Annotated in this window: 18 protein-coding genes; 3 read left to right on the forward strand and 15 right to left on the reverse strand. The window is 72.2% G+C overall.

Annotated elements, in window-relative coordinates; translation table 11 throughout:
* The first annotated feature begins 38 nt into the window (after positions 1–38).
* On the forward strand, positions 39–728 hold the full coding sequence (locus ABZ635_RS06920) for an HAD family hydrolase (RefSeq protein WP_357760118.1): 690 nt from the start codon (positions 39–41) through the stop codon (positions 726–728).
* A gap of 55 nt (positions 729–783) precedes the next feature.
* On the opposite strand, the gene ABZ635_RS06925 is transcribed toward ABZ635_RS06920, so the two are convergent.
* The 10 genes from ABZ635_RS06925 to ABZ635_RS06970 form a co-directional block, all read right to left on the reverse strand.
* Complete coding sequence (locus tag ABZ635_RS06925) at positions 784–2,952, reverse strand: tetratricopeptide repeat protein (protein ID WP_357760121.1); 2,169 nt, start codon at positions 2,950–2,952, stop codon at positions 784–786.
* Positions 2,953–3,044: 92 nt separating this feature from the next.
* Positions 3,045–3,524 carry a hypothetical protein gene (locus tag ABZ635_RS06930; protein ID WP_357760123.1) on the reverse strand — a complete coding sequence of 160 codons (480 nt, stop codon included), beginning with the start codon at positions 3,522–3,524 and terminating at the stop codon, positions 3,045–3,047.
* Positions 3,525–3,690: 166 nt separating this feature from the next.
* Positions 3,691–3,990, reverse strand: a complete 300-nt coding sequence (locus tag ABZ635_RS06935; protein ID WP_357760126.1) for a DUF6221 family protein — start codon at positions 3,988–3,990, stop codon at positions 3,691–3,693.
* 115 nt (positions 3,991–4,105) lie between these two features.
* On the reverse strand, positions 4,106–4,987 hold the full coding sequence (locus ABZ635_RS06940) for a transporter substrate-binding domain-containing protein (RefSeq protein WP_357760129.1): 882 nt from the start codon (positions 4,985–4,987) through the stop codon (positions 4,106–4,108).
* Positions 4,988–5,046: 59 nt separating this feature from the next.
* Positions 5,047–6,624, reverse strand: coding sequence for a hypothetical protein (locus tag ABZ635_RS06945; RefSeq protein ID WP_357760132.1), 1,578 nt, complete (start codon positions 6,622–6,624; stop codon positions 5,047–5,049).
* Between the two features lie 9 nt (positions 6,625–6,633).
* A complete protein-coding gene (locus tag ABZ635_RS06950; RefSeq protein WP_357760134.1) occupies positions 6,634–7,356 on the reverse strand; it encodes an FHA domain-containing protein in 723 nt (240 codons plus the stop codon).
* Between the two features lie 8 nt (positions 7,357–7,364).
* Complete coding sequence (locus tag ABZ635_RS06955) at positions 7,365–8,714, reverse strand: VWA domain-containing protein (RefSeq protein ID WP_357760137.1); 1,350 nt, start codon at positions 8,712–8,714, stop codon at positions 7,365–7,367.
* On the reverse strand, positions 8,698–10,116 hold the full coding sequence (locus ABZ635_RS06960) for a PP2C family serine/threonine-protein phosphatase (protein WP_357760140.1): 1,419 nt from the start codon (positions 10,114–10,116) through the stop codon (positions 8,698–8,700). Before ABZ635_RS06960 ends, ABZ635_RS06955 begins: the two co-directional genes overlap by 17 nt.
* Before the next feature lie 17 nt (positions 10,117–10,133).
* Positions 10,134–12,293: a tetratricopeptide repeat protein gene (locus ABZ635_RS06965; RefSeq protein WP_357760411.1), complete on the reverse strand. Its 2,160-nt coding sequence runs from the start codon at positions 12,291–12,293 to the stop codon at positions 10,134–10,136.
* Between the two features lie 354 nt (positions 12,294–12,647).
* Entirely contained in the window at positions 12,648–13,901 is a 1,254-nt protein-coding gene (locus ABZ635_RS06970) for a hypothetical protein (protein ID WP_357760143.1), read from the reverse strand.
* A 209-nt stretch (positions 13,902–14,110) separates the two neighbouring features.
* Between ABZ635_RS06970 and ABZ635_RS06975 the strand changes: the two genes are divergently transcribed.
* Complete coding sequence (locus tag ABZ635_RS06975; RefSeq protein ID WP_357760146.1) at positions 14,111–14,308, forward strand: hypothetical protein; 198 nt, start codon at positions 14,111–14,113, stop codon at positions 14,306–14,308.
* Between the two features lie 6 nt (positions 14,309–14,314).
* On the opposite strand, the gene ABZ635_RS06980 is transcribed toward ABZ635_RS06975, so the two are convergent.
* Both ABZ635_RS06980 and ABZ635_RS06985 read right to left on the reverse strand, forming a co-directional pair.
* Positions 14,315–14,854 carry an AAA family ATPase gene (locus tag ABZ635_RS06980; RefSeq protein ID WP_357760149.1) on the reverse strand — a complete coding sequence of 180 codons (540 nt, stop codon included), beginning with the start codon at positions 14,852–14,854 and terminating at the stop codon, positions 14,315–14,317.
* A gap of 168 nt (positions 14,855–15,022) precedes the next feature.
* Positions 15,023–16,255, reverse strand: coding sequence for a macrolide family glycosyltransferase (locus ABZ635_RS06985; RefSeq protein ID WP_357760152.1), 1,233 nt, complete (start codon positions 16,253–16,255; stop codon positions 15,023–15,025).
* Positions 16,256–16,455: 200 nt separating this feature from the next.
* Between ABZ635_RS06985 and ABZ635_RS06990 the strand changes: the two genes are divergently transcribed.
* Positions 16,456–16,773: a putative quinol monooxygenase gene (locus ABZ635_RS06990; RefSeq protein ID WP_357760155.1), complete on the forward strand. Its 318-nt coding sequence runs from the start codon at positions 16,456–16,458 to the stop codon at positions 16,771–16,773.
* Between the two features lie 43 nt (positions 16,774–16,816).
* Here ABZ635_RS06990 and ABZ635_RS06995 read toward each other — a convergent pair whose 3' ends face one another.
* The 3 genes from ABZ635_RS06995 to ABZ635_RS07005 form a co-directional block, all read right to left on the reverse strand.
* Positions 16,817–17,665, reverse strand: a complete 849-nt coding sequence (locus tag ABZ635_RS06995; RefSeq protein WP_357760158.1) for an HdeD family acid-resistance protein — start codon at positions 17,663–17,665, stop codon at positions 16,817–16,819.
* Positions 17,666–17,886: 221 nt separating this feature from the next.
* Entirely contained in the window at positions 17,887–19,173 is a 1,287-nt protein-coding gene (locus ABZ635_RS07000; RefSeq protein ID WP_357760161.1) for a citrate synthase, read from the reverse strand.
* Positions 19,174–19,942: 769 nt separating this feature from the next.
* Positions 19,943–21,568 (reverse strand): peptide chain release factor 3, encoded by a 1,626-nt coding sequence (locus ABZ635_RS07005; RefSeq protein WP_357760165.1) that lies wholly within the window; start codon positions 21,566–21,568, stop codon positions 19,943–19,945.
* Positions 21,569–21,618: the final 50 nt, after the last annotated feature.

A 21,618-nucleotide genomic window follows, 5' to 3' on the forward strand; every position in this document is an offset into this window, starting at 1 on the left:
GGTAGGAAGCGCACCCCCACAGAGTTGGAGCGCACCGCATGCCCCCTCACGCACACGGCCCCGTACGCCCCGCCGCCCTCGTCCTCGACGCCCTCGACACCCTGTTCCCCCTCGGCCCGCTGGAGTGGCGGTTCCGCGAGGCGGGCATCCCCCGGGTCCTCATGACCCGCTGGTGCGACCACCTGCTGCGGGACGCGTTCGCGCTGTCCCTGCTGGGTGGTGAGCGCACCTTCGAGGACGTGGCGCGGGGGTCCCTGAGGGACATCACCGGGAACCAGATCGCCCCGGCCGCCGAAGACGTGATCATCGACGGCCTCGCACGGCTCGAACCCCGGCCCGAGGCCGCGCGGGCCCTGGACACCGCGCGCGCGGCGGGGCTGCGCACGGCCGTGCTGGGCCACGGCGGCGGCGAGCGGGTGCGCCTGCTGCTGGAGCGCTCCGGCCTGCCGGCCGAGGCCCTCACCGGGGGCGGGGGGCCCACGGAGTGGAAACCGGCCGAGGCAGCCTACCTCTCCGCCGCACACGACCTCGGAGTGCCTCCGCAGCGTCTGGGGCTGGTCACGGCACACGGGTGGGACGCCGCCGGAGGACGCCGGGCCGGACTGGTGACCGGCTGGTCGTCGCACCTGGAGGGACGGTTCCCCTCGGTGTTCCCGCGCCCCGACGCGCAGGGCCGGGACCTCGCCGAGACGGTGGAGCGCCTCCTCGCCCTGCCCGCGCCCGGCTAGGGCGTGCGGTGGGAGCGGGGAGGACGCGGAATAGGCGAGCGGCGGAAGCCAACCGTCACGCTTCTCGCCAGGCAACGAGGTTCTCCTGGGCGTCGAGCGTGCTGGGGTGGTCGGGACCCAGCACCCGGAGCAGGTCGGGAAGGGCCCCCTCCAGGGCCCCGACCGCACCGGCCGTGTCCCCGCCCCTGCCCCGCCAGAGGGCGAGGTTGACACGTGAGGTGAGCGTGTTCGGGTGGTCGGCACCGAAGACACGTGACAGGTCGGGGAGAAGCCCTTCGAGCGTACGCACGGCACCGGGGTGGTCCCCGGTCTCCCCCTGCCAGTGGGCGAGAACCCCCCGTGCGCTGAGGGTGTCGGGCCCGTCGGCCCCCAGAACACGTCGGCATTCGGGGAGGATCTCCTCGAAGGCGCGAACGGCACCGGCCGCGTCCCCCGCCCTCCCCCGCCAGTGGGCGAGGTTGATACGCGTGACAACAGTGCCGGGGTGATCGCAACCCGTCGCACGGAGACGGTCACGGAGAAGGTCCTCGAGAGTCCGTACGGCACCGGCCGCGTCCCCGACCCCGCCCTGCCAGAGGGCGAGGGTCCCGCGTGTGGTGAGGATGTCGGGGTGGTCGGGCCCGAGGACACGGAGACGGTCACGGAGAACCGCCTCCAGGGCCCGTACGGCACCGGCCGCGTCCCCGGCCGCACCCCGGTGGAACGCCAGCCGCTCACGCGCGGTCAGGGTGTCGGGGTGGTCGGCTCCCAGATGCCCCCTCGAAGTCGCGACCATCGACCGCCAGTACACGACGGCCCGGGAGGTGGCTCCGGACTCCCCCAGGCTCGTCCCCGCCCGGAACAGCACCTCGTGTCCCCCGCCGTCCCACAGCCAAGACCCGGCGTGCGCGGCGAGCGCGGCGGTGTTGGCGCGTAACCGCTCCCCGTACGGCGAGGCGTGCACCGCGTCCGGCCACTCCTCCAGCAGAGCGTCCGCGACGGCGAGTGCCGCATGGCACCCGGTGTGCGACCCACCGGCCTCACGTGTGGTGCGCTGGACCAGCCGGTGCGCCGTCACCAGGGTCGCGTCCCCCTGACCCGTGCGAGCGAGGAGGCTGAGCCGTTCCAGCGCGGAGAGGGCCTCGTCCGCGTCCTGTGCGGTAAGTGGTTCGTCGCCTTCCCGAAACCGGTGCAGATAGCCCCGCACCGGAGCGGAGGTCAGGACCCGAAGAGGGATGCCCGCCGGGTCGAGCAGGGCGACGAGCCCCATCATGGGCGACGCCAGTCCCCGAGGAGGCAGGGCGTCGGCGTGTTCGACGGATACCGTCCACGTCGCGGCCACGGTCCGGGGGTAGTCGTCGGGAAGGCTCCCTTCTTCCGGAAAGAGCCGCTCGACGTGACGGCGCCTGTCACGGAGCAGCTCGACGTAGTCGGCACAGGTGACACCGCCGCGCCGGTCCCGAATGTAGGCGGCGGCGTGGGCGAGCGCGAGGGGCAGGTGTCCGAGTTCCTCGGAGAGCCGATCGATCTGCCCGACGGCGGCGGGCGTGGGCAGGTCGGCCAAGGCCCGGGTGAGGTAGGCACGAGCCTCTCCGGGACTGTAGATACCGACCTCGACGAACCGACGACCGTGGCCGGTCAGGGCGGTGTCGGTGCGGCGGCTGGTGATCAGCACACGGCCGCGGGGTGGCGGCGGGCCCGAGCTCCGTTCCCGCTTCCCGCTCGGGAACAGGGACCGAAGACGTGACCCTCCACGCGCACCGCCCCCGACGGGCCCCGGAGGCGCGGTCGTGGTGGGTGGCCACAGGCCGCGTACGACGTGGGGGACGTCCACGTTGTCCAAAACGATCAACCAGCGGCGGTCGGTGGTGCGCAACCAGGAGAGGAACTGATCGGCCGCTCGCTCGGGCGCGTCGTCGACCCAGCCCGGGACGACCCTCCGGGCGGCGTCCGCGTAGGTGTGGACGATCGACATCCGTTCGGAAGCGGGGACCCACACGAGCAGGTCGACCTCACCCTCGCCCAGCGCCCGCCGGGCGTACTCCGCGGCGAGCTGTGTCTTGCCGACACCGCCCAACCCCGACAGCACCTGACCCACCACGACGGTCGGGTTCGTGTCGAAGGCACGCGAGAGCCGACCGGAGAGTTCTCGGACCTGGTGGTGCTCGGGCTCGTTGGGCACGACACCCACCACCACGGGCCAGGCCACGGTCCGCGGCCCGTGGTGGTGGACCGTGTAGGTCACGTTCCGGCCGACCGCCACTCCACGGCCCGAAGCGGAGATGGCAGTGGCGCCCGGTCCGTGAGCGGTCGCGTGCGCGGCCCCGGGGTCGGAGGCTACCTCTCGGTGTCCGGCCCCGGCCGGGTAGGGTTCACCTGGAACCCGCCCTCGTTGCGGACGACGGCGACCGCGCCGTCCCGGACGTTCATGTTGATGTCACCACCGGTGACCACGGCGTGGTCCCCCGTCGAGATCCCGTCTGCGGACGAGGCCGCGTCGACCTCGTCGCGCAACCGGGTGAGAAGACCGGCGAACTCGGCCCGTTCGGCCTCGTCCAGCTCCAGCAGGACGTCCTGGAGGCGGGTCGTCCAGGTGTTCTCGGCGTCCCGCCTGACGGCGTCGTCCTCGGACGCGGCCTCCAGGGCCTTGTCAGTGGCGTCGAGCTGTGCGCCGAGCACGTGTGCGCGTCGCTCGCCCAGACGGGCGAACCATTCCTCGATACGGGGGCGGATGCCGTTCCACAGGCCGCTTCCCGCCGCTCGGGCGATCACGCCCGCGCCTGCGGTCACCGCGGTCATGAGAGGTTCGGGGAGCATGGGTCGAGCCCTTCCGTTGGGGGCGAGGAGAACGGAGCTGCCGGGTACCCGGTGCCCTACCCGCTCCGGGAACCGTTCCAACGGTGGAGACCGACAAAGCCGGAACGGTCGGCGGACATGTCCCCCACCGCCCCCCGGCGACGCTCGGAGGGAACGAGCCCGGGCGCTAGCCCTCCCACTCCCGGTCGTACTCGGGGTGGCCCCGGTACACCCCGGCCAGGTGTTTCACCGCGAGCCGCCAGGCCAGGAGCTCGGACCAGGGGTCACCACCGACGCTCGGCGCCGGGGCGGAGGGGTCGATGGCACGCATACTCGCCTGGTGCGCCTCGGTGTAGCCGCGGACGATACCCCGCTTGGCCGCGACCTCGGCCAGCGCCCGCTCCCGGCCGCGTGAGCCCACGGGGACGGCCCTGGACGCGCGTTCGTCCTCGTCCAGGCGCGCGTTCAGGAACTCGACGATGGTCAACGGTCAACTCCTCTGTTCTGCCCCAGGGCCCCGTACGGGGTTCAGTATCCCGACAAACACCCCTTTCGGGCCACTCGGCGGCCCCTTCGCGTTCTCCTCGGACGGCCCCCGGCCCCTACCCGCAGCCCTCGAACTGCGGCACGGACATGACCAGGTCCAGGTCGGTCTCGCCAAACCAGCGCACCAGGCTCCTCTCGGCCTCACCGCTCTGGAACATCTTGTCGATCGCCCTGTTCACGGCCTCGCAGCCCGCGACGTCGCCGTGCGGCAGCCCCACCCCGTACCTCTCCTCGGTGAACGGGCTGTTGACGAACTGGAAGGCTTCGGGGTCCTCGTCGAGGAACCCGGCGAGGATGAGGTCGTCCGTGGTGACCGCGTCGATCTCGCCCTCCTTGAGGAGTTGGACGCAGTCGCTGTAGGTGTAGGAGTCCGGTACGTCGAGCACGTTCGCATCGATGCCGAGCTCCGTCACGACCCGGTCCGCGGAGTTGGAGCCGTCCCCCTGGCAGATCTCCAGCCCGGCCAGGTCCGCGACCCCCTTCACCCGCGGGTCGTCCTTGCGCACGAGGATGTCCTGCTTGGCCACGTAGTAGGGGCCCGCGAAGGTCACCAGGGTGCTGCGCGCGGGCGTGACGGAGTAGGTCGCCACGACCATGTCGACGGGGTCCTTCACCGGCGTGCCCGGGGGGAGGTCCGGGTCGCCGCCCAGCCGTGCCTCGCGCTCGTTCGACGTGATGGACACGAACTCCACGTTCGGCAGCTCCAGCTCCTCGACGATGTAGTTCGCCACGTCCACGTCGAACCCCTCGTAGACGCCGTCCCCGCCGATCCCCACACCGGGCTGGTCGGCCTTGACCCCGATCGTGACCGACGTCTTGTCGAGCAGGGACTCCACGGGCGCCTCCCCGCCCCCCTCCGCCGAGCAGGCGGGCAGCGCCAGCACCGCCACCGCGCCCAGGGCCGCCACGGTCCTGCCGCGGCCTCCTCGCGTCCACATCGACCCGTTCCTCTCTCGCGGGGCGACGTCGCGCCCGACCGGACCGGTCGCCGCCGGGCTCACCGGTACTCCGCCAACCGGGGGCGGACCCCCACCACGACCAGGGCGAACAGCGCCAGGGAGCCGACAGGCAGCCCCCAGACCCACGGCGACAGGGACCTTTGGCCCCGGTCGATGCTCGCCTCATACCGTTCCGTGTGCATCCGCGCCAGTTCGCCGAGGGCGTCCGTGTGCCGCCTGAAGAGTCCGCCACCGGTGTCGGCGGCCACCTCCATACGGATCTCGATGGCGGCCTCCGTGTCGCCGGCCGCCACGGCCTCCCTCATCCGCTCGTCCGCGTCCTGGACCTCGACATAGGTGGCGAGCACCCGTCCCAGGGCCTCCTCGGCCTGCGGGACGACCTCGCCGTCCCCGTCCCTGAGCAGCGCGTCCTGGGCGCTCTCCCCCAGGTAGCCGAGCGTGCCCGGGTCGTCCTTGTCGGGCACGTCGGCCCCCGGCAGGCGCGGGTAGGAGCCCGGGACCTCCCCGACCGCCGCGTAGTAGTCCGGCAGCGTACGGACGTCGCGGAACAGCACCTGCTGGGCCCGCTCCAAGTACACCTGCTGGTAGGTGTCGCGCCGTTCGTCGTCGATCAGGTACCGGCTCTGGTCGGCCTGCATGTCGGTGGCGATCGCCTCGGCCCGGAAGAGCGCCATGGCGGGGTCCATGCCCTCGTTCTTGGCGGCCACCTCGTGGGACTCGCCACTGCTCAGAGACAGCACGACCCCGGCGGTCAGCACCACCGCACCGGCCGTCGCGGCCAGCAGCGGCACGTTGAACCGGCGGCGGAAGCGCACCCGCAGGTAGAGCTGGAGGGCCAGGAGGGAGCCCACCGTCACCACACCCGCCGTGCCGACCCACAGCCGCCCGGCCGTGACCGCCTTCCGGCCGTCCTCGTGGCTCTCGCGCACGATCGCCGACGACTCCAGCCCCAGGTTGAAGGCCTTGGGCAGTAGCTCGGTGTGCATCAGCAGCGTGGCGGACCGGTACGCGTCGAGCGCACCGGCGTCCGTCTCGCCCGGCGGGGCCTGGGCCTCGTCGTTGGTGAGGAGCGCCCGGCCCACGGCCTGCTCGTAGGTGCCCATCCCGTTCAGGAGCGCCTGGACGTTCGCCTGGGCGGTGGGGTCCTCGCTGGTCAGTGACGCCACGTCGAGCAGGACCTCGTTGGCCTCCTCCCGGCTGGACTCGTAGCGCTCCAGGGCGGCCTCCCGCCCTGAGCCGAGGTCGTGGTCGGTCCCCATGACCAGGATGTCGGCGACGCTGGCGTCCATGGCGGCCAGGTTCAGGTAGAGGTCGGTGGTGTTCAGGGCCTGCTGTCCGGCCCCCTCTCCCAGGACCGCCAGGCCGTCACGCGCCTGGTTGAGGGTGGAGGCCGCGGACCCGAACAGGCTCGCGACGGCCAGCACGCACACGAGCGACAGGGCCCACACGCGGACGGGCGTGGTCCGCGCCGAGGCGCGGACGCGCGGCCACCAGGTCCGGAGGCGTCCGCCCCCGGGACCGTCGTGGCCGGGCCGCGCCGGGGCGGTGTCGGCCGCCTCCGCCACGGAGCCGCCGGGACCCGGGGGCCGGGTCCCCGGATCGGGGTTGGGGGACATCAACGGGGTTCACCCCTTCTGGAGGATGACGACGGTCCAGGCGCCGACGTAGATCCGGTCACTGTCATTCAGGGGAACCTCCACGTGGTGGGGGATGGGGTTGGCCGTCCCGTTGACGGTGGTCCCGTTGGTCGACCCGGGGTCGAGGAGGGACCAGGTGTCGCCGGGGCGGGCCAGCAGGATCGCGTGGATGTGGGAGATCGCCGGGTCTCCCCCCGGGCCGCCGAGGTCGATCTCGGGGGTGAACCCCCTCGACTGGCTCCGGCGACCGATGTGCACGCGGTCGCCCTGAAGGCTCACCCGGCGCGGTTTGCCCCCGGTGGGGAAGCTGATCCGGCGCGGGTCGAGCATGCCCTGGTCGACCATGTACTGGTAGTAGGCGGGGTCGGCGGCCACGACGGCACGCCAGCGCACGGCGGTGGGTCCGCTGCCGGGCCCGGAGTCGCGCCGCACGTGGCTGCCCGACTGGGAGGCGAAGTCGTAACCGCACTCCTCGCAGAAGCGTCCCGCCCTGGACGTACCGCACTCCGGGCAGGGGCCGCCCCGGGTCTCCGGTCGCGGGCGGGGCGGGCTCCGGTGCGGGACCGGTGGCGGGGTCCGGCGCGGAGCGGGCGGCGGCGCCGACGGTCGGGGGTGTACGGGGGGCGGCACGGACAGCGCCTGGAGGCGCAGCCCGCAGACGTCACAGAAGTCGTCGGCCGCGGAGTGGTGCCCTGAGGGGCAGCTCGGCATGGTCCCTCCTACCCGGGGCCGGGGGTACCGCCGGACCCCGGGCCACTCGGGCGGGGGCGGGTCCGTACGGTCCGGGTCGAGTTGGTGTCGAGGGTCATCTCGTCGACCTTGTCGACACTGGTCTTGAGCCGGACCGTTCCGGTGGCCGCGTCGACGACGTCGACGACACGGCCCAGGAGCCTCGCGGTCTCCTCGTTGCCCGACTCGTGGGCGAGGGCGACGGCCCGGCCCAGCCTGGTGGTGGCGGTCCGGTCGTCCCCCTCCCGACGGGCGTCGAGCCCGTCCTGGATGGCCCGGGCCAGTTCGGCCTGGCCCGTGTAGTGGGCCACCCGGGGGTTGATCTCGGTGGCCCGGTCCTCGTCCGACGTCCACTCGGCGAGGATGTTGCCGGAGGCCAGGACCTGGTCCTCGGCTCCGTCATCGCCCGGCAGCACCACCCGGACCCAGCCCGCGCGCAGCTGGCGGCCGGGGTCGCCCGGGGGCACCTCCACACAGACGTGGTAGTCGCGGCTCTCCGCCCCCCAGGAGCCGGTGGGATGGTCCACGGCCTGCGCGACCCGCCCCACCGCCCGGTGGGTGAGGTCCTGGACCGTGGGTGCCACCTGCTTGACGTAGCGCACCACGGCGTTCTGGGGGGTCCACAGGCGCAGGACCACGTCGGCCACCGCCTTGCCCATGGAGGCCCGCGTCATGGCGCGGAAGTCGGCCGCCATGTCGGCGGGGTCGGCGATGATGCCCGGACCCCCGCCGAGCAGCGCGGCGTCGATCCGGCGCAGCTCCTCCACCTTCCAGTCGGTGCCCACGCCCCGGCAGTCGCACACGAAACTGCCCTGGAGCCGGGTGAGCACGCGCTCGAAGACGTCGGACATCTCGTTGTTCTGGCCGTCGGTGAGCAGGATCGCGTGTTTGACGCCGTCGCCGGCGGTGGCGAAGAGTTCGGCCGCCCTCAGCAGCCAGGCGCCCATCCGGGTGCCGCCGTCCGCGCGGAGGCGGCCCACCGCCTCCAGCGCCGCCGCCCGGGTCGTGGCGTCCACCTCCACCAGGCGCGCGGAGTCCGGGTAGATCATCTCGGCCTCGCGGTGACCGGCGACCACGGCGAAGCGGACCCCGTCCCGCAGGGTCTCGATGGCGGCGCGCGCCGCCTGCTTGGCCGCGTTGATCTTCTCGCCGTACATGGAGCCGGAGGTGTCGATGATGATCACCTCGGCGGCCCGGACGGAGGCTCCCGCCACCACCGGGTTGTCGGAGGTCACGCTCACCACCGCGTGCACCTCCGTCCCGCCCAGGGGGAGGTAGGGGTTCTGGTCGATCTCGACCCGGAAGTCGGGCTCGGCCGAGTGGTCAGTCGCGTTCTTCACGGGAACCCCCTTGGTCGGTGGGGACGGGGATGACGACGACGGTGATGTTGTCCTTGCCACCCGCCCTCAGGGCCAGGCTGACGTAGGAGCGGGACGCCTCCCAGGGAGACGCCGACGCCTCGGGCACCGCCTCGGCCAGGTCCCGGGCCTCGGGGTAGTAGTTCCACAGGCCGTCGCTGCACAGCAGGACCGCGCCGGGTCCGGTCGGGGTGACGGTCGAGACGTGCGCCTCGATCTCACCGGAGTCCGCTCCCATCCAGGCGATGAGGGCGTGGGCGTTGGCGGAGCGCATCGCCTCCTCCCGGGACAGGGCGCCCATCTGCACCATCGCCTCACTCCAGGAGTCGTCCCTGGTGAGCAGGGCCGAGCCGCTGGAGGCGGGCCCGCCGGAGATCCAGTAGGCGCGGCTGTCGCCGACCCAGCCGACCGTGACCGAACCGGTGACCGGGTCCACCACCGCGGACACGAAGGTGCAGGCGGGAGCGGAGCTGGGCGAGTCGGCGATCCGGGCGACCGCCTCGGCCGCGCGGGTCATGGCGGCGCCGGTGGCCTCCCGGGGGTCGGCTCCCTGGCGCACGCGTTCGGCGAGCACGGCCGCGCCCGTCTCGGCGGTGACCCTGGACGCCTCGTCGGACCGGGGCGAACTGGAGACGCCGTCGCAGACGACGGCCACGACGGTTCCGGCGGCGTGCGGCGCGTCGTCCTCCACGACCCGGATCGCCATCGCGTCCTCGTTACGTCTGTGCCGCAGACCCCGGTCGCTGACCCCGTAGGCGCGACGGGTGCGCACCTCGACGTGGTCGCGGCCGGTGGGCTGGAGGAACCCGCACTTCTCGCAGTACCCGTCCACGACCCGGCCGGGGCACCACACGCACAGGCCGGGCTCGGTCGCGCCGGACGGGTCGCCCGGCGCGGTCGGCGGCCAGTCGGGGACCGCGCTCGGCGGTTCGTCGGGGGCGGCCACGGGGTCGCGGCGGACCGGTTGGGTGGTGAGCGCGTCGGCGTCGTCCCAGTCCGACCCGGACGGCTCGTCCGCGGTGCGCGCCGTCGGCGGCGCCGCCGTGGCGGCGGACCGGGCGGCGGGCCCGCGATGACCAGGCGGGTCGGGGTGTCCGGGCGGGTCGGCGACGAGGCCCTGCAAGCTCACCTGGGGCGCGGTCGGGGCTCCCTCGGCCGGGACGAGCCCGGGACGCTCGACCGTCACCGTCTCGTCCTCGGCGGCCGTCCTGCGGAAGGTGCCCGACAGGCTCGCCTGGGGTTCGGTGGGGACGCCGTCGGACGCGCCGCCCTCCCCCTCACCGGGCCGCGCGCCCGCCCGAAGGGGACGACCACAGCCCTCGCAGTAGACGTCGCCCTCTGACACCATGTCGGCGCAGGTAGGGCAGGTCCGTACCTTGGTCATCGCCGTTCCTTCACTTCTCACAGCAGTGTCACGGGACGGAGCGAGTTCGCCCTGTCGATCAGCTCGTGGCGTTCCCAGGTGCGGCTCGTGCGCTGGGCCAGGGCCCGGTACCGCCGCTCCAGGTTGGCGCGGACGCCCTCCTCGTCGAGGTCGCCGCCGAGGAGCCGCCCACCGTCCGGGGCCGCGGCGCCCGTGCGGAGCCAGCCCAGCGCCGACTCCAGGACGCGGACGGCCAACCGGTCGGCGGAGTCGCTGTCCAGCGCGATCCGGTCGAGTCGCTCCCCGGCCCGTACGAGGTCGGCACCGTCGGTGGCGCCGGTGGCGAGCACGGCGATCAGCGCGGTCTGGGCGTGCACGTACAGGCTGGACAACTCGGGCACGGTGTCCAGCACCCTGATGGCGGCGGCCCGGTCCCCCTGGGCCAGCCGGACCCTGGCCAGCCCGAAGGCGGCGCTCACGTACGAGTGGTCGGTGGACCACACCGTGGAGTACTGGCGGGCGGCGGTGTCGAGGTCGCCGGTGCGCTCGCAGGCCAGCGCCAGGCCGAGCTTGGGCGCCACCTCCCCGGGGAGGTGGTCGTACAGTTCGTCGAAGTGGCCCCGGGCGTTGTGGAAGCTGCCGGTGCTGAGTTCGGCGACGGCGAGGTACCACATGGTCCGCCAGTCGCCGGGGACCGCGGCGCCGAACTGCTGGAGCGCGTCCAGGGCCTCGTTGTGCTGGCCGACCGTGATGAGGGACCGCGCCAGCATCAGCAGGGTCTCGGGGGACGGTGCCTGGGCGGCGCGCAGCGTCGGGACGAGCTCGGCCGGGGGCATACCGACGAAGCTCCGCAGGAGCTGGGCGGCGGGGTCGGAGGAGTCCACGAGCGGGGCGGGCAGGAGCCCGGCGGCCTCGGTGGGCGCGGGCGGGCTCAGCAGGCGGTCGGCGTTGTGCGTGCCGACACCCGAGGCGAAGGTGAAGCTCTCACCACCGAACAGCACCGACGCGGCCGGGTACGGGGTGCCCTCCAGGTCGGCCATCACCTCGCGGAGCACACCCGTGAGCTGGTCGGCCATGTCGCCGGAGTCGTGGAAGCGCGACTCCGGCTCCCAGTGGGTGGCCCGGCGCAGGAAGCGGTCGTAGGACTCGTGGCGTTGGAGGAGCGGCACCTCGTCGCGGGGCGGGATGCTGTGCGGGTGCTGGCGCATGAAGCTGAAGTGGAAGCTGAGCACCGCGAGGGCCCGGCCCACCGAGTACAGGTCGGCGCTGACGGTCGGGCCCGGACCGCGCAGCTCGTCCTCGGGCACCCGGTAGCCGGGGGTCGTGTAGACGGGGCTGAGCGTGTCGTCCATGCGCCGGACGCCGCCGAGGTCGATGAGCTTGATGAGCTCCTCGCTCTGGATGACGTTGTCCGGCTTGAAGTCGCAGTAGAGCAGGCCCCGGGAGTGCAGGTAGCCGAGGGCGCGCAGGCACTCCAGGCCGTAGGCGATCACCTGGTCGAGGGGGAGGACCTCCTCCCCGGTACCGTTCTCCCGGCGTTCGACGAGCAGCTCCCGCAGCGACTTCCCGCCCACGTACTCCATGACGATGTGGCCGGCGGGGATGCCCGTGCGGGGGTCCGGGTGCCGGGAGAAGTTGATGATCTTGACGATGTTGGGGTGTTCGACCTCGGAGAGGAACGCGCGCTCCGCCGCCGCGGCCTTGTGCGCCTCGGCGTCTCCGGCGTTGAGCAGGCCCTTGAGCACCACCCATCGGTTGTTGACGTTGAGGTCGCGGGCCAGGTAGATCCAGCCGAGACCGCCGTGGGCCAGGCAGCCGATCACCTCGTACTGGTCGCCCACCACCTCGCCCGCGGCCAGCCTCGGGGTGAAGGAGAACTGGGTCCCGCACTGGCGGCAGAACCCCTCGGTGCGACCCGGCTGCTCACCGCGCGACCGGCCGACCTTCTCGGAGCAGTTGCCGCAGAACCGGTTCTTCTCCGACACGACCGGGTTGGTCATGATCGCGTCGGAGGGGTCGTGGGCGGGCACCAGGGGCACCTGCACCATGCCGAGGCCGAGCATGCCCCTCCGGTGGGAGCGTCCCGAACCGCCGGAACCGGTGGGTGAGCTCCCGACCATCCCGGAGATGCTGCCCGGACCGGAGCGGCCGGACAGGCGGATGTCGCCGGAGCTGATCGGATGGGAGTGGACGGCCATGTCGTGACCGCCGGAGTCCCCGGACGGCGCGGCGCCCAGCCACTGGTCGAGGCCGGGGCCGCCGGCGCGGAGACCGGCGGTGGGCCCGGACGTCGGACCGCCGGAGAAGCCCGCCCCGGAGGGTCCGCGCGCGCTGGCACCGGAGCCCGGTCCCGGCGGCGGGACGGACGCCGGGGGGCCCCCGCCTCCCGGAGGCACGCGAGGACCGGAACCGGGGGATCGCGCCGGGTCGGCCGCCGAGGACGCGACCGTCCGCGTCGAGGCCGGTGACGCGTCGACGGGAGCCAGGCCGCACACCACGCAGAAGCCGTCCTCGATGTGGCCCTGGCAGCCGGGGGAAGCGCACATGGTCATCTAGGTCACACCACCATCAGTCGTGCCGTCCGACGCTCCCCCGCCCGGCGGGGTCCCGTCCGCGGGGGGTTCGTCACCGGAGAGCTCCCGGAGTGCCCGCTGGTAGGCGGCGAGCGCCACGGTGGCCGCCCGGAGGTCGCACGGCGCCTTCCACAGCTCCCAGTGCGCCTGCCCGTGGAGCCCCGCGAGGTGCTCGTGCTCGGCCAGACCCAGGCGGACGGCCCGGGCCCGGTAGCCGTCCAGTCGGCCGCGCAGCTCGGCCCGGCGCTGGAGGAGTTCCGCCAGGTTCCGCTCGCACGCGTGGGCCGTGTCACCGGCCTCGTGCACGTCGTGCTGGACCCGGCCCAGGCGGGTGCCCAGCCCCCTCCAGTCGCCACGGGCGCGCAGGTCGTCCATCTCGTCCAGGACCGAGCGCAGCCGGGGCACCGGGTCGGGGACCGTCACGGCCACGGGCGAGTAGATCTTCGCGACCACCCGCTCCCGCAGTTCGCGGGCGCGCTGGAGCACCTCCTCGACGTCGTCGATGGTCGAGACCAGGTGGGCCACGCTCTCCGCGTAGGAGTCGCGCATCCGCAGGGCGTCGCGGAGTTCTCCCCGGGTCCGGACCAGGAGCCCCCTCACGTGCTCGAGGGACGAGGTGTCCACCCTGGAACCGGCGACGAGGGCCAGCGGGTCCCGGCGGACCGTCTCGCCCACCCGGAAGAGCTGTTCGCGCAGCCCCTCGTGCTCGTCCTCGTGCAGCTCCACCTGGTCGGAGAGGGTGCAGACCTCCTGCCACATGGTCTCCAGCTCGGCGAGGCGGGGGTGCAGGACGTCCCAGGCGGTCTCCACCACCGCGATGACCTCGGTGGCCTCCTCGTAGTGGGCAGACATCCGCGCGACGGCCGCGGCCGGGGTGATCCGTTCGGTGTCGGGGTCGAGCAGGCCGCGTCCGCCCAGGCCTTCGCCCTCCAGCGGCAGGACGACGGACGCGCCCCGGAGCAGGTACGCGAGTTCGTCCTGCGGGTCGTCCCCGCCGCGTTCACGGACCAGCAGCGCGCGGTCCACCACCAGCGCGAACGCGCTGTGGACCGTCCACAGCCCGTGCAGGTGCCGTGCGGCGCGCTCCCACCGTTCGCGGGTGCCGCCCACGAGGTCGGCGTCCCTGAGCAGCCGGTGCCCCACGTGCTGGTCGAGGTCGGCGAGACGGAGCTTGATGCGGTCCGCCTCGCCCCGTACGAGGTTCAGGGCGTGGTCGAGCACCTCCCAGCTCATCGGTGCCGCACCTGGCTCCGCGTCCCTGCCCACCCGACGAATCACCTCCAGCGGACCTGACCGCTCCCGATTTCTCCCTTTGTCTAGGACAAGAGTGTGGCCCGGACCACCCGGAACCACAAGGGAGTCCGGATGATCCGGCCACGAGCGGCCACAAACGCAACACACATGTCATCTCACGCGTCCCAAGCTCTGGGTACGACAACGGCATGGACAGAACAGAGGAAGAGTTCCCCGGTATCGGTGCCCCGGCCCGCAGGGCCCTGACCCGAGCCGGGTACACGCGTCTGGAGCAGCTCGACGGTGTGAGCGAGACCGACCTGCTGCGACTGCACGGGATGGGTCCGACCGGGACCGACATCCTGAGCGACCTCCTGAACGCCCGGGGCATGTCCCTGGAACCCTAGGGAGCCCTACGGTCGGCCCAGGTGCTCGAGGAGGAGGCGGGCGCGGTCGGCGACGGGCACACGGGGCAGGACGACCAGGTCGTACCCGCAGTCCGGGTAGGCCCGGCACATCGCCTCGAAGGTGCGTTCGGCCTCCTCCGGCGACTGGTGGCGTTCGGTGTCACCGGAGTAGATCTCCGGCCAGGGAGGAGCGACGAACACCGTGCGCCGGTACCGGAAGCGGCGGGTCGCCTCCCACACGTGTTCGGGGACCGGGAGTCCGCGCAGCCGGAGGTAGCCGACCAGGTCGGGTACGCCCCGGTCGCACAGGACCAGGCCGCCGTGCCCGGCGGCCTCGCGGTGGGAGCGCATCTCCCAGGCGAGCATGAGCTCGACGAAGAGGGCGTCGTCGCGCCAGGCGAGGCCGGGTCCGCCGATCTCCCGCTGGTCGCGGATGATCGCCCGGCCCGCCTCGACCGTGCGCCGGTGGCCCAGCCCGACCAGGTGGTCGATGAGGGTGGTCTTCCCCGAGCCGGGGCCGCCGGTGACGACGACGAGGTGATCCATGGTTCCTCCAGGTGGGGAGCGGACGTGACACGGAAAGGGATGGGTGGCGCGGTGCGCCGCACCCGGTGCGGGTGCGGCGCGGGCGTCGCGGAGGGTGCGGTGGGAGCCGCGAGGAGGACGGCGTACCGGTGGCGGACGGGTCGGGGCCGGGCAGGGGCCCCGGGCGGATCAGGCGGAGGGGAGAACCCCGGACCCGTCGGCGGCGGGGTCGGCTTCCAGCGCCCCGGCCAGCTCCGCCTCGATGAGGTCGGCCGCGTACGCGGCGCCGCCTCCCTGGAGCCGGGCACTGATCTCGGCCAGGGACGCGGCCACCCGCGGGTCGCGGGTCAGTTCCAGCAGGGTGGAACGCAACACCTCGGCGGTGGCGTCCGCCATGTCGATCCGGCGTCCCGCCCCGGCGGCCTGGATGCGGTCGGCGTTGTCGAATCCGTCGGTGGCCTGCGGCACCGCGATCATCGGAGTGGCCGTGTACAGGCCCTCGCTGGAGCCGCCCATGCCCGCGTGGGTGACGAAGGCGTCGGCCTGTCGGAGGACGTCCAGCTGCGGAACCCACGGGTGCGTCTCGATGTTGCCGGGGAGGTCGCCGAGCTCGGAGGGGTCCACGAAACGGCCGATCTGGAGCACCACGTGCCACCCGGGCAGGTCGCCGAAGGCGCGGACGCACTCACGGTAGAACTCCGGCAGCCGGGTCATCGCCGACCCCATGGACACCAGCAGCACCCGTTCGGCGTCCGCGGGCCGCCGCCAGACGCCCTGGTCCTCGCGGGCTCCCAAGCACGGCCCCACGAAGGTGACCGCGTCCGAGACGGTGTCCGCGAAGGGCTGCATCTCTCGGGGAATCATGGCCAGGGCCCGTTCCGGTTCCCCCGGGAAGGACGCGTGGTCCAACCCCGTGACGCCGTTCTCGGCCAGCCAGGCGTCGAACCTGGCGAAGTACTCGGCGGCGCCGGGCCGCGACCGCAGCCACTCCATGACGGTGTCCGCGTGGTCCGCCCAGGCCACGTGGGTCGGGGACAGCTGGACGGCGGGGATGCCCCAGTTGACCCCGAGGACCCGCGCGGCGTACCCGCCGATGTCGTACAGGAAGAGGTCGGGGCGGTCGTGCTCATAGGAGTCCCGCAGGACGGGCAGGACGTTGGTCGCGTCGTCCAGGAAGGTGTCCATGCCCTCGACGGGGTCCTCGGGCCACCCCTCGTCGCCGGTCGGCAGCGTGGTGGTGAAGCGCACGAGTTCGGCGCCGGTCGAGGCGATCAGTTCGCCGACCCCGTCGACGGGGTCGTTGGCGTAGGTGACGCGGTGGCCGCGGTCGACCAGCTCGCGGATGATCTCCAGGCTGGGCAGGACGTGGCTCACGGCGGGGACTCCGACCATGGCGATGTGCGCGCGTCGGGTGCGGTGCATGTGTACTTCTCCAGAAACGTTCCACGGATAGGACTCGGGAGCGCCTGCCCCCTGCGGGGCGGCGCGGGGCGTCCGGGGACGCCGGCGTCCTAGCCGTAGATCTGGTGCTGGAAGTACATGCCGCCCAAGCTACGGCAGCGGGGTCGCGTGGTACAACCCTTTTCCGGCACCGCCACGACCCCAGCCCCAGGAGCCGCCCCGTGTCCTCCGGCAGCCCCCTCGCCCTGGTCATCTCGATCCGCACCCTCCCGGGGCGCCGCGAGGCGTTCCTCGCCGGGATCTCCCGCAACGCGGCGCACGCGCTGCGGGACGAACCGGGGTGCCTGCGCTTCGACGTGGTCGGCGACCCCGAGGACCCGGACTCCTTCTGGGTGTACGAGGTGTTCGCGAACGAGGCGGCCCTGGACGCGCACCGCCGGAGCCCGCACTTCCTGGCGTGGCAGCGCGAGAAGGCCGCGCTGGTCGTCCCCGGAAGCCAGGTCGACCGGCGCGGCCCCCTCGTCGTCAGCGGCGGCTGAGAGCCCCACGGGACCGGCGGCGCCGGTCCCGGGCGGAGCGGCTCTACGGGGTGTCGGAGCCGTTCGGGCCCTCCTTGGGCGCCCGGTGGCGGCCGCCCCGGTGCGTGGCCGCCTCGTCGTCGGCGCCGCCCGGCGTCTGCCCGCCGTCCGTGCCCGCGCCGCGGAACCCGTCGGAGTAGCCGCCCGCGTACCCCTCGTCGAACGCGCTCACCGGACGGCCCCCGTCGTCGGCCTCTCCGGTCGGGGCGCCGCCGGGCTCCCCTGCGACCTCCTCGTCGTCGTCCGCTCCCAGGTCGGCGTCGGCGACGGTGTCCTGCTCCGTCGTGGACAGCGCGCCGCGGGTGGCCCCGCGCAGCTGGAAGCCCGCGACCGCCATCACGACACCGAACACGATGGCGTACACACCGACGACCAGCATGATCGCCGCCGCGCTCACCAGCGGCCAGAACCACACCATGAGACCGAAGATCACCGAGAGGGCGCCGACGAAGATGAGCAGCCACTCGGAGCTCACCTGGGCGCGCAGGCGCACGGCGGTGACGATCTCGGCCACGCCGGTGACGATCGCCCAGGCGCCGATCAGGAAGACGATGGCCAGGACCGCCGCCAGCGGCCAGGTGAGGGCCAGCAGACCCAGGACGATGCTCACGCCCGCCTGCACGCCCAGCGGCATCCGTGTCCCCGGAGCCGCCCGGTAGGCGGTGAAGGCGAGCGCCACACCGTCCACCAGGGCGAAGAGACCGAAGATGATCGCCAGTGCCAGGAGGCTCTCGCCCGGCCAGGCGAGGGCCAGCAGACCGAAGATCACCGCGACCGCGCCGCGCACGACCAGGACCCACCAGTGCCGACTCAGATCGCCGAGTATGTCGCCTGTCAACGCGTACCGAACCATGACCAGGCTCCCTTCCTCGCGTGGTCCCGCTCGTGTGCGGGTCACCCTGTGCAACTTCCCTCAACGTCGCATACCGATGACAGAAAGTACGCAAAATACGGGAAAAGGGAGATTCAGCACCGGACTCGGGATCGGGTTCCGAAGCCCCGGCCGCGCCCCCGGGCACGCGAACGCCCGCCCCGTCGGTGACGCGGGCGGGCGTTAGCGGCACTCCGGCGGGATCAGCCCTGGCCGGGGTAGCGGCGCTCGGCGGAACCGATGTAGTGCTGGCGCGGGCGGGCGATCCGGAAGGCCGGGTCGTGCAGCTGCTCGCGGTAGTGGGCGACCCAGCCGGGCAGACGGCCGATCGCGAACAACACGGTGAACATGTTGGTCGGGAAGCCCATGGTGCGGTAGATGACGCCGGTGTAGAAGTCGACGTTCGGGTAGAGCTTGCGGTCCGTGAAGTACGAGTCCTGGAGAGCGGCGGCCTCGAGCTTGAGGGCCAGCGCGAAGAGCTCGTCCGGGTTCTCGTCGCTGTCGAGGATCTGGCTGGCCAGAACCTTGATCTCCTTGCTGCGCGGGTCGAAGTTCTTGTAGACCCGGTGCCCGAAGCCCATGAGACGCATCTCGCGGGCCTTGACCTTCTCCAGGAAGTCCTCGATGGAGATCCCGGAGTCGCGGATCTCCTCCAGCATCTCCAGGACGGCCTGGTTGGCGCCGCCGTGGGACGGGCCGGACAGGGCGTTGATGCCCGAGGCTACGCTGGCGTAGATGTCGGCCTTGGAGGAACCGACCACGCGCACGGTGGCGGTGGAGCAGTTCAGCTCGTGGTCGACGTGCAGCACCAGCAGCATGCCGACGGCCTTGTTGAACAGCTCCTCCAGCTCGCCGGTGGGAGCCTTGTCGCCGAAGGTCATGCGGATGAAGTTGTCGACGTAGTCGCGCGAGGTGTCCGGCTCGATCGGCGCCTCACCGATGGAGTTGCGGTAGATGCGGGCCGCGATCGTCGGCAGCTTGGCCATCAGCCGGATCGTGGCGAGCTCGACCTGGGCCTCGTCGTCCGGGTCCACGCTGTCGTCGTAGTACGCGGCGAGGGTGTTCACGGCGCTGGCGATCAGCGACATGGGGTGGCCGTTGCGGGGCATCGCGTCGATAAACGCGGCCATCTCGGCCGGGATGTCGTAGTTGTCGCGCAGCTTGTCGGAGAACTCCTTGAGCTCGCCGGGCTCCGGCAGCTCGCCGTAGATCACGAGGTAGGCGGACTCAAGGAAGGTGCTGTGTACGGCGAGGTCCTCGATCGGGTACCCGCGATAGCGCAGGATGCCCGCGGCCCCGTCGATGTAGGTGATCTTCGAGCTACACGAAGCGGTGTTGCCGAACCCCGGGTCCAGGGTCGTCATACCGGTCGACCCCAGCAGGGTCTTCAGCTCGATGGTGCTCTCACCCTCGGTACCGGTGAAAACCGGCAGCTTCAGCACGCCGCCCTCGTAGTGGAGCTCCACCGTGCGCTCTTTGTCATCGCTCATGCCCGAGGTCAACCTTTCCAGGCGGGGGATACGTGAGGTGCGTCGGACGCGAGGCGATCCGCCGCCGCGATCCTCTTCACTCGTTATTGTTCTGTTTTGTTAAACGAAGGTTAAGCAAAATCATATAAGTTTCACCGATTCACGAACAGGTGACATGCAACACATACCCAGACGTGATCAGAATTACCGTGAGGTGAAGATTTACAGACTTTGCCGAACATCGATAACGCCGTGATCGCCCTGAGACATCACGGCCACCGGCGGGGTTCTCCCGCCGTCGGCCCTGGCCTCCCGAACCGGTCCCCTGAACGCGGCGAACACCCCGTGGGACGCCCGCGCGCCGCCCCTCGGCCCGCGTTTCACAGATGCGGACAGACTCGGGCGGAACCCGTGCGGCCAGGTGCCCGAACACGCCCTAGCGGCCTACTGTCAGAGTACCTTCGCCCTGATCACCGGGGCTGAGGCGGGGCCTCCCCCACTCGGTGATCTTGGCCTCTGCCACCCCTGGGAGGCGCCAGCGGAGACCGCGCCCAGCGCCCTCCCCGACGCTCCAGGGACCTGAGTATGTGCCCCGAGCACGGGAGTTCACACGTTTCACGGACGTGTCATTGGTCCCTCTTGTTCACCCGCCGTACGGCCCCGCTCCCAGGGCACACCGAAAGGCCCCGCAGAACGGGACCGAAGTCGACAACGGGTGACCGGCATTCACCGCCGGTAAACAATACGTGCGCGCATTGCCGGGAAATCCGACCCCCGAGGGGGCCGTGGTCTACGCCCCCTCGTCGACCCCACCGGCGAGCAGGGCCTCCATGAACAGGGACGGGTGGTCCCGCTCGATCACCCGCAGCCGCCACTTGTTGTGCACCAGCACCAGCAGCTCGCCGTCCGAGCGCCGGCGCAACACCTCGGCGCCGGACAGCCCGTGCAGGGTCGGCGCGGACTCCTCGTCGGTACGGCGGGCCACCGAGTACTCCAGCGGAGAGGCCTCGATCGGGCTGCGGAACTCCTGCTCCATGCGGTGCTTGACCACGTCGAACTGGAGCGGGCCCACCGCCGCCAGCACCGGAGCCTGCTCACCGCGCACGTCGGAGGTGAGGACCTGCACCACGCCCTCGGCGTCGAGCTGGGCGATACCCCGCTGGAACTGCTTGTACTTGCCCGCGTCCACCGCGCGCGCCACCACGAAGTGCTCCGGCGCGAAGCTCGGGATCGGCGGGAAGGACACCTTCGGGCCGTCGAACAGGGTGTCGCCCACCGCCAGCGCCTGCGCGTTGACCAGCGCGATCACGTCGCCCGGAAAGGCCGTGTCGATGGTGGAGCGGTCCGACCCGAACACCGCCTGGGTGTACTTGGTGGCGAAGGGGCGCCCCGTGGGCGCGTGCGTGAGCACCATGCCCCGGTCGAACCGGCCCGAACTGACCCGCACGAACGCCATCCGGTCCCGGTGGTTCTTGTCCATGTTGGCCTGCATCTTGAAGACCTGGCCGGAGAACGGCTGCTCCACCCGACGCGGCCTGTCCCTGTCGTCGACCTTGGCCGAGGGCGCGGGCGCCAGGCCCACGACGGTGTCCAGCAGCTGGCCCACCCCGAAGTTGGACAACGCGGCACCGAACAGCACCGGCGACGACTCCCCCGCCATGAACGACTCGTGGTCGAAGTCGGCGCCCAGCGCCTCCAGGAGCTCGATCTCCTCCTGCGCCTGCTCCCAGGCGTCCAGCTCGACCTCGGCGGCGCGGTCGGCGTCGAGGACCTCCTCGATCGCCTTCTGGGCGCCGCCCGGCGTACGGGTCATCTTGGTGTAGGTGCCGCTCGTGCGGTCGACCAGGCCGCGGAAGTCGCCCGCGATACCGACCGGCCAGTTGAGCGGGGTCGGGCGCAGGCCGATGCGCTGCTCGATCTCGTCGAGGAGCTCCAGCGGCTCACGCCCGGGACGGTCCCACTTGTTGACGAACGTGATGACGGGCATCTTCCGGGCCCGGCACACGTCGAAGAGCTTGAGGGTCTGCGGCTCCAGGCCCTTGGCCGAGTCCAGCAGCATGATCGCGCAGTCGACCGCCGAGAGCACCCGGTAGGTGTCCTCGGAGAAGTCGGCGTGGCCCGGGGTGTCCAGCAGGTTCAGGACGCGGTCGTCGTAGTCGATGCGCAGCGCCGCCGAGGTGATGGAGATCCCCCGGTCCTGCTCCATCTCCATCCAGTCCGACGTGACGCCCTTGCGGTCGCCCTTGCCGTGCACCGCACCCGCGGAGGAGATGGCGGCCGCGTGCAGCGCCAGCGCCTCGGTCAGCGTCGACTTACCGGCGTCGGGGTGGGAGATGACCGCGAAGGTCCGCCGCCGCTCCGCCTCCTGGGCGACCTCGGACTCCTGCTTGGTCGCTCCCGCCGTGTCCACGCTCATCTGCGCTGTCCGCCCCGCCTCGTCTACTGCCCTGCTTTCGGCCCCGTCCA

Origin of the sequence: Nocardiopsis sp. NPDC007018 (genome assembly GCF_040635075.1) — a bacterium.
In the GTDB taxonomy this organism is placed as follows: Bacteria; Actinomycetota; Actinomycetes; order Streptosporangiales; family Streptosporangiaceae; genus Nocardiopsis.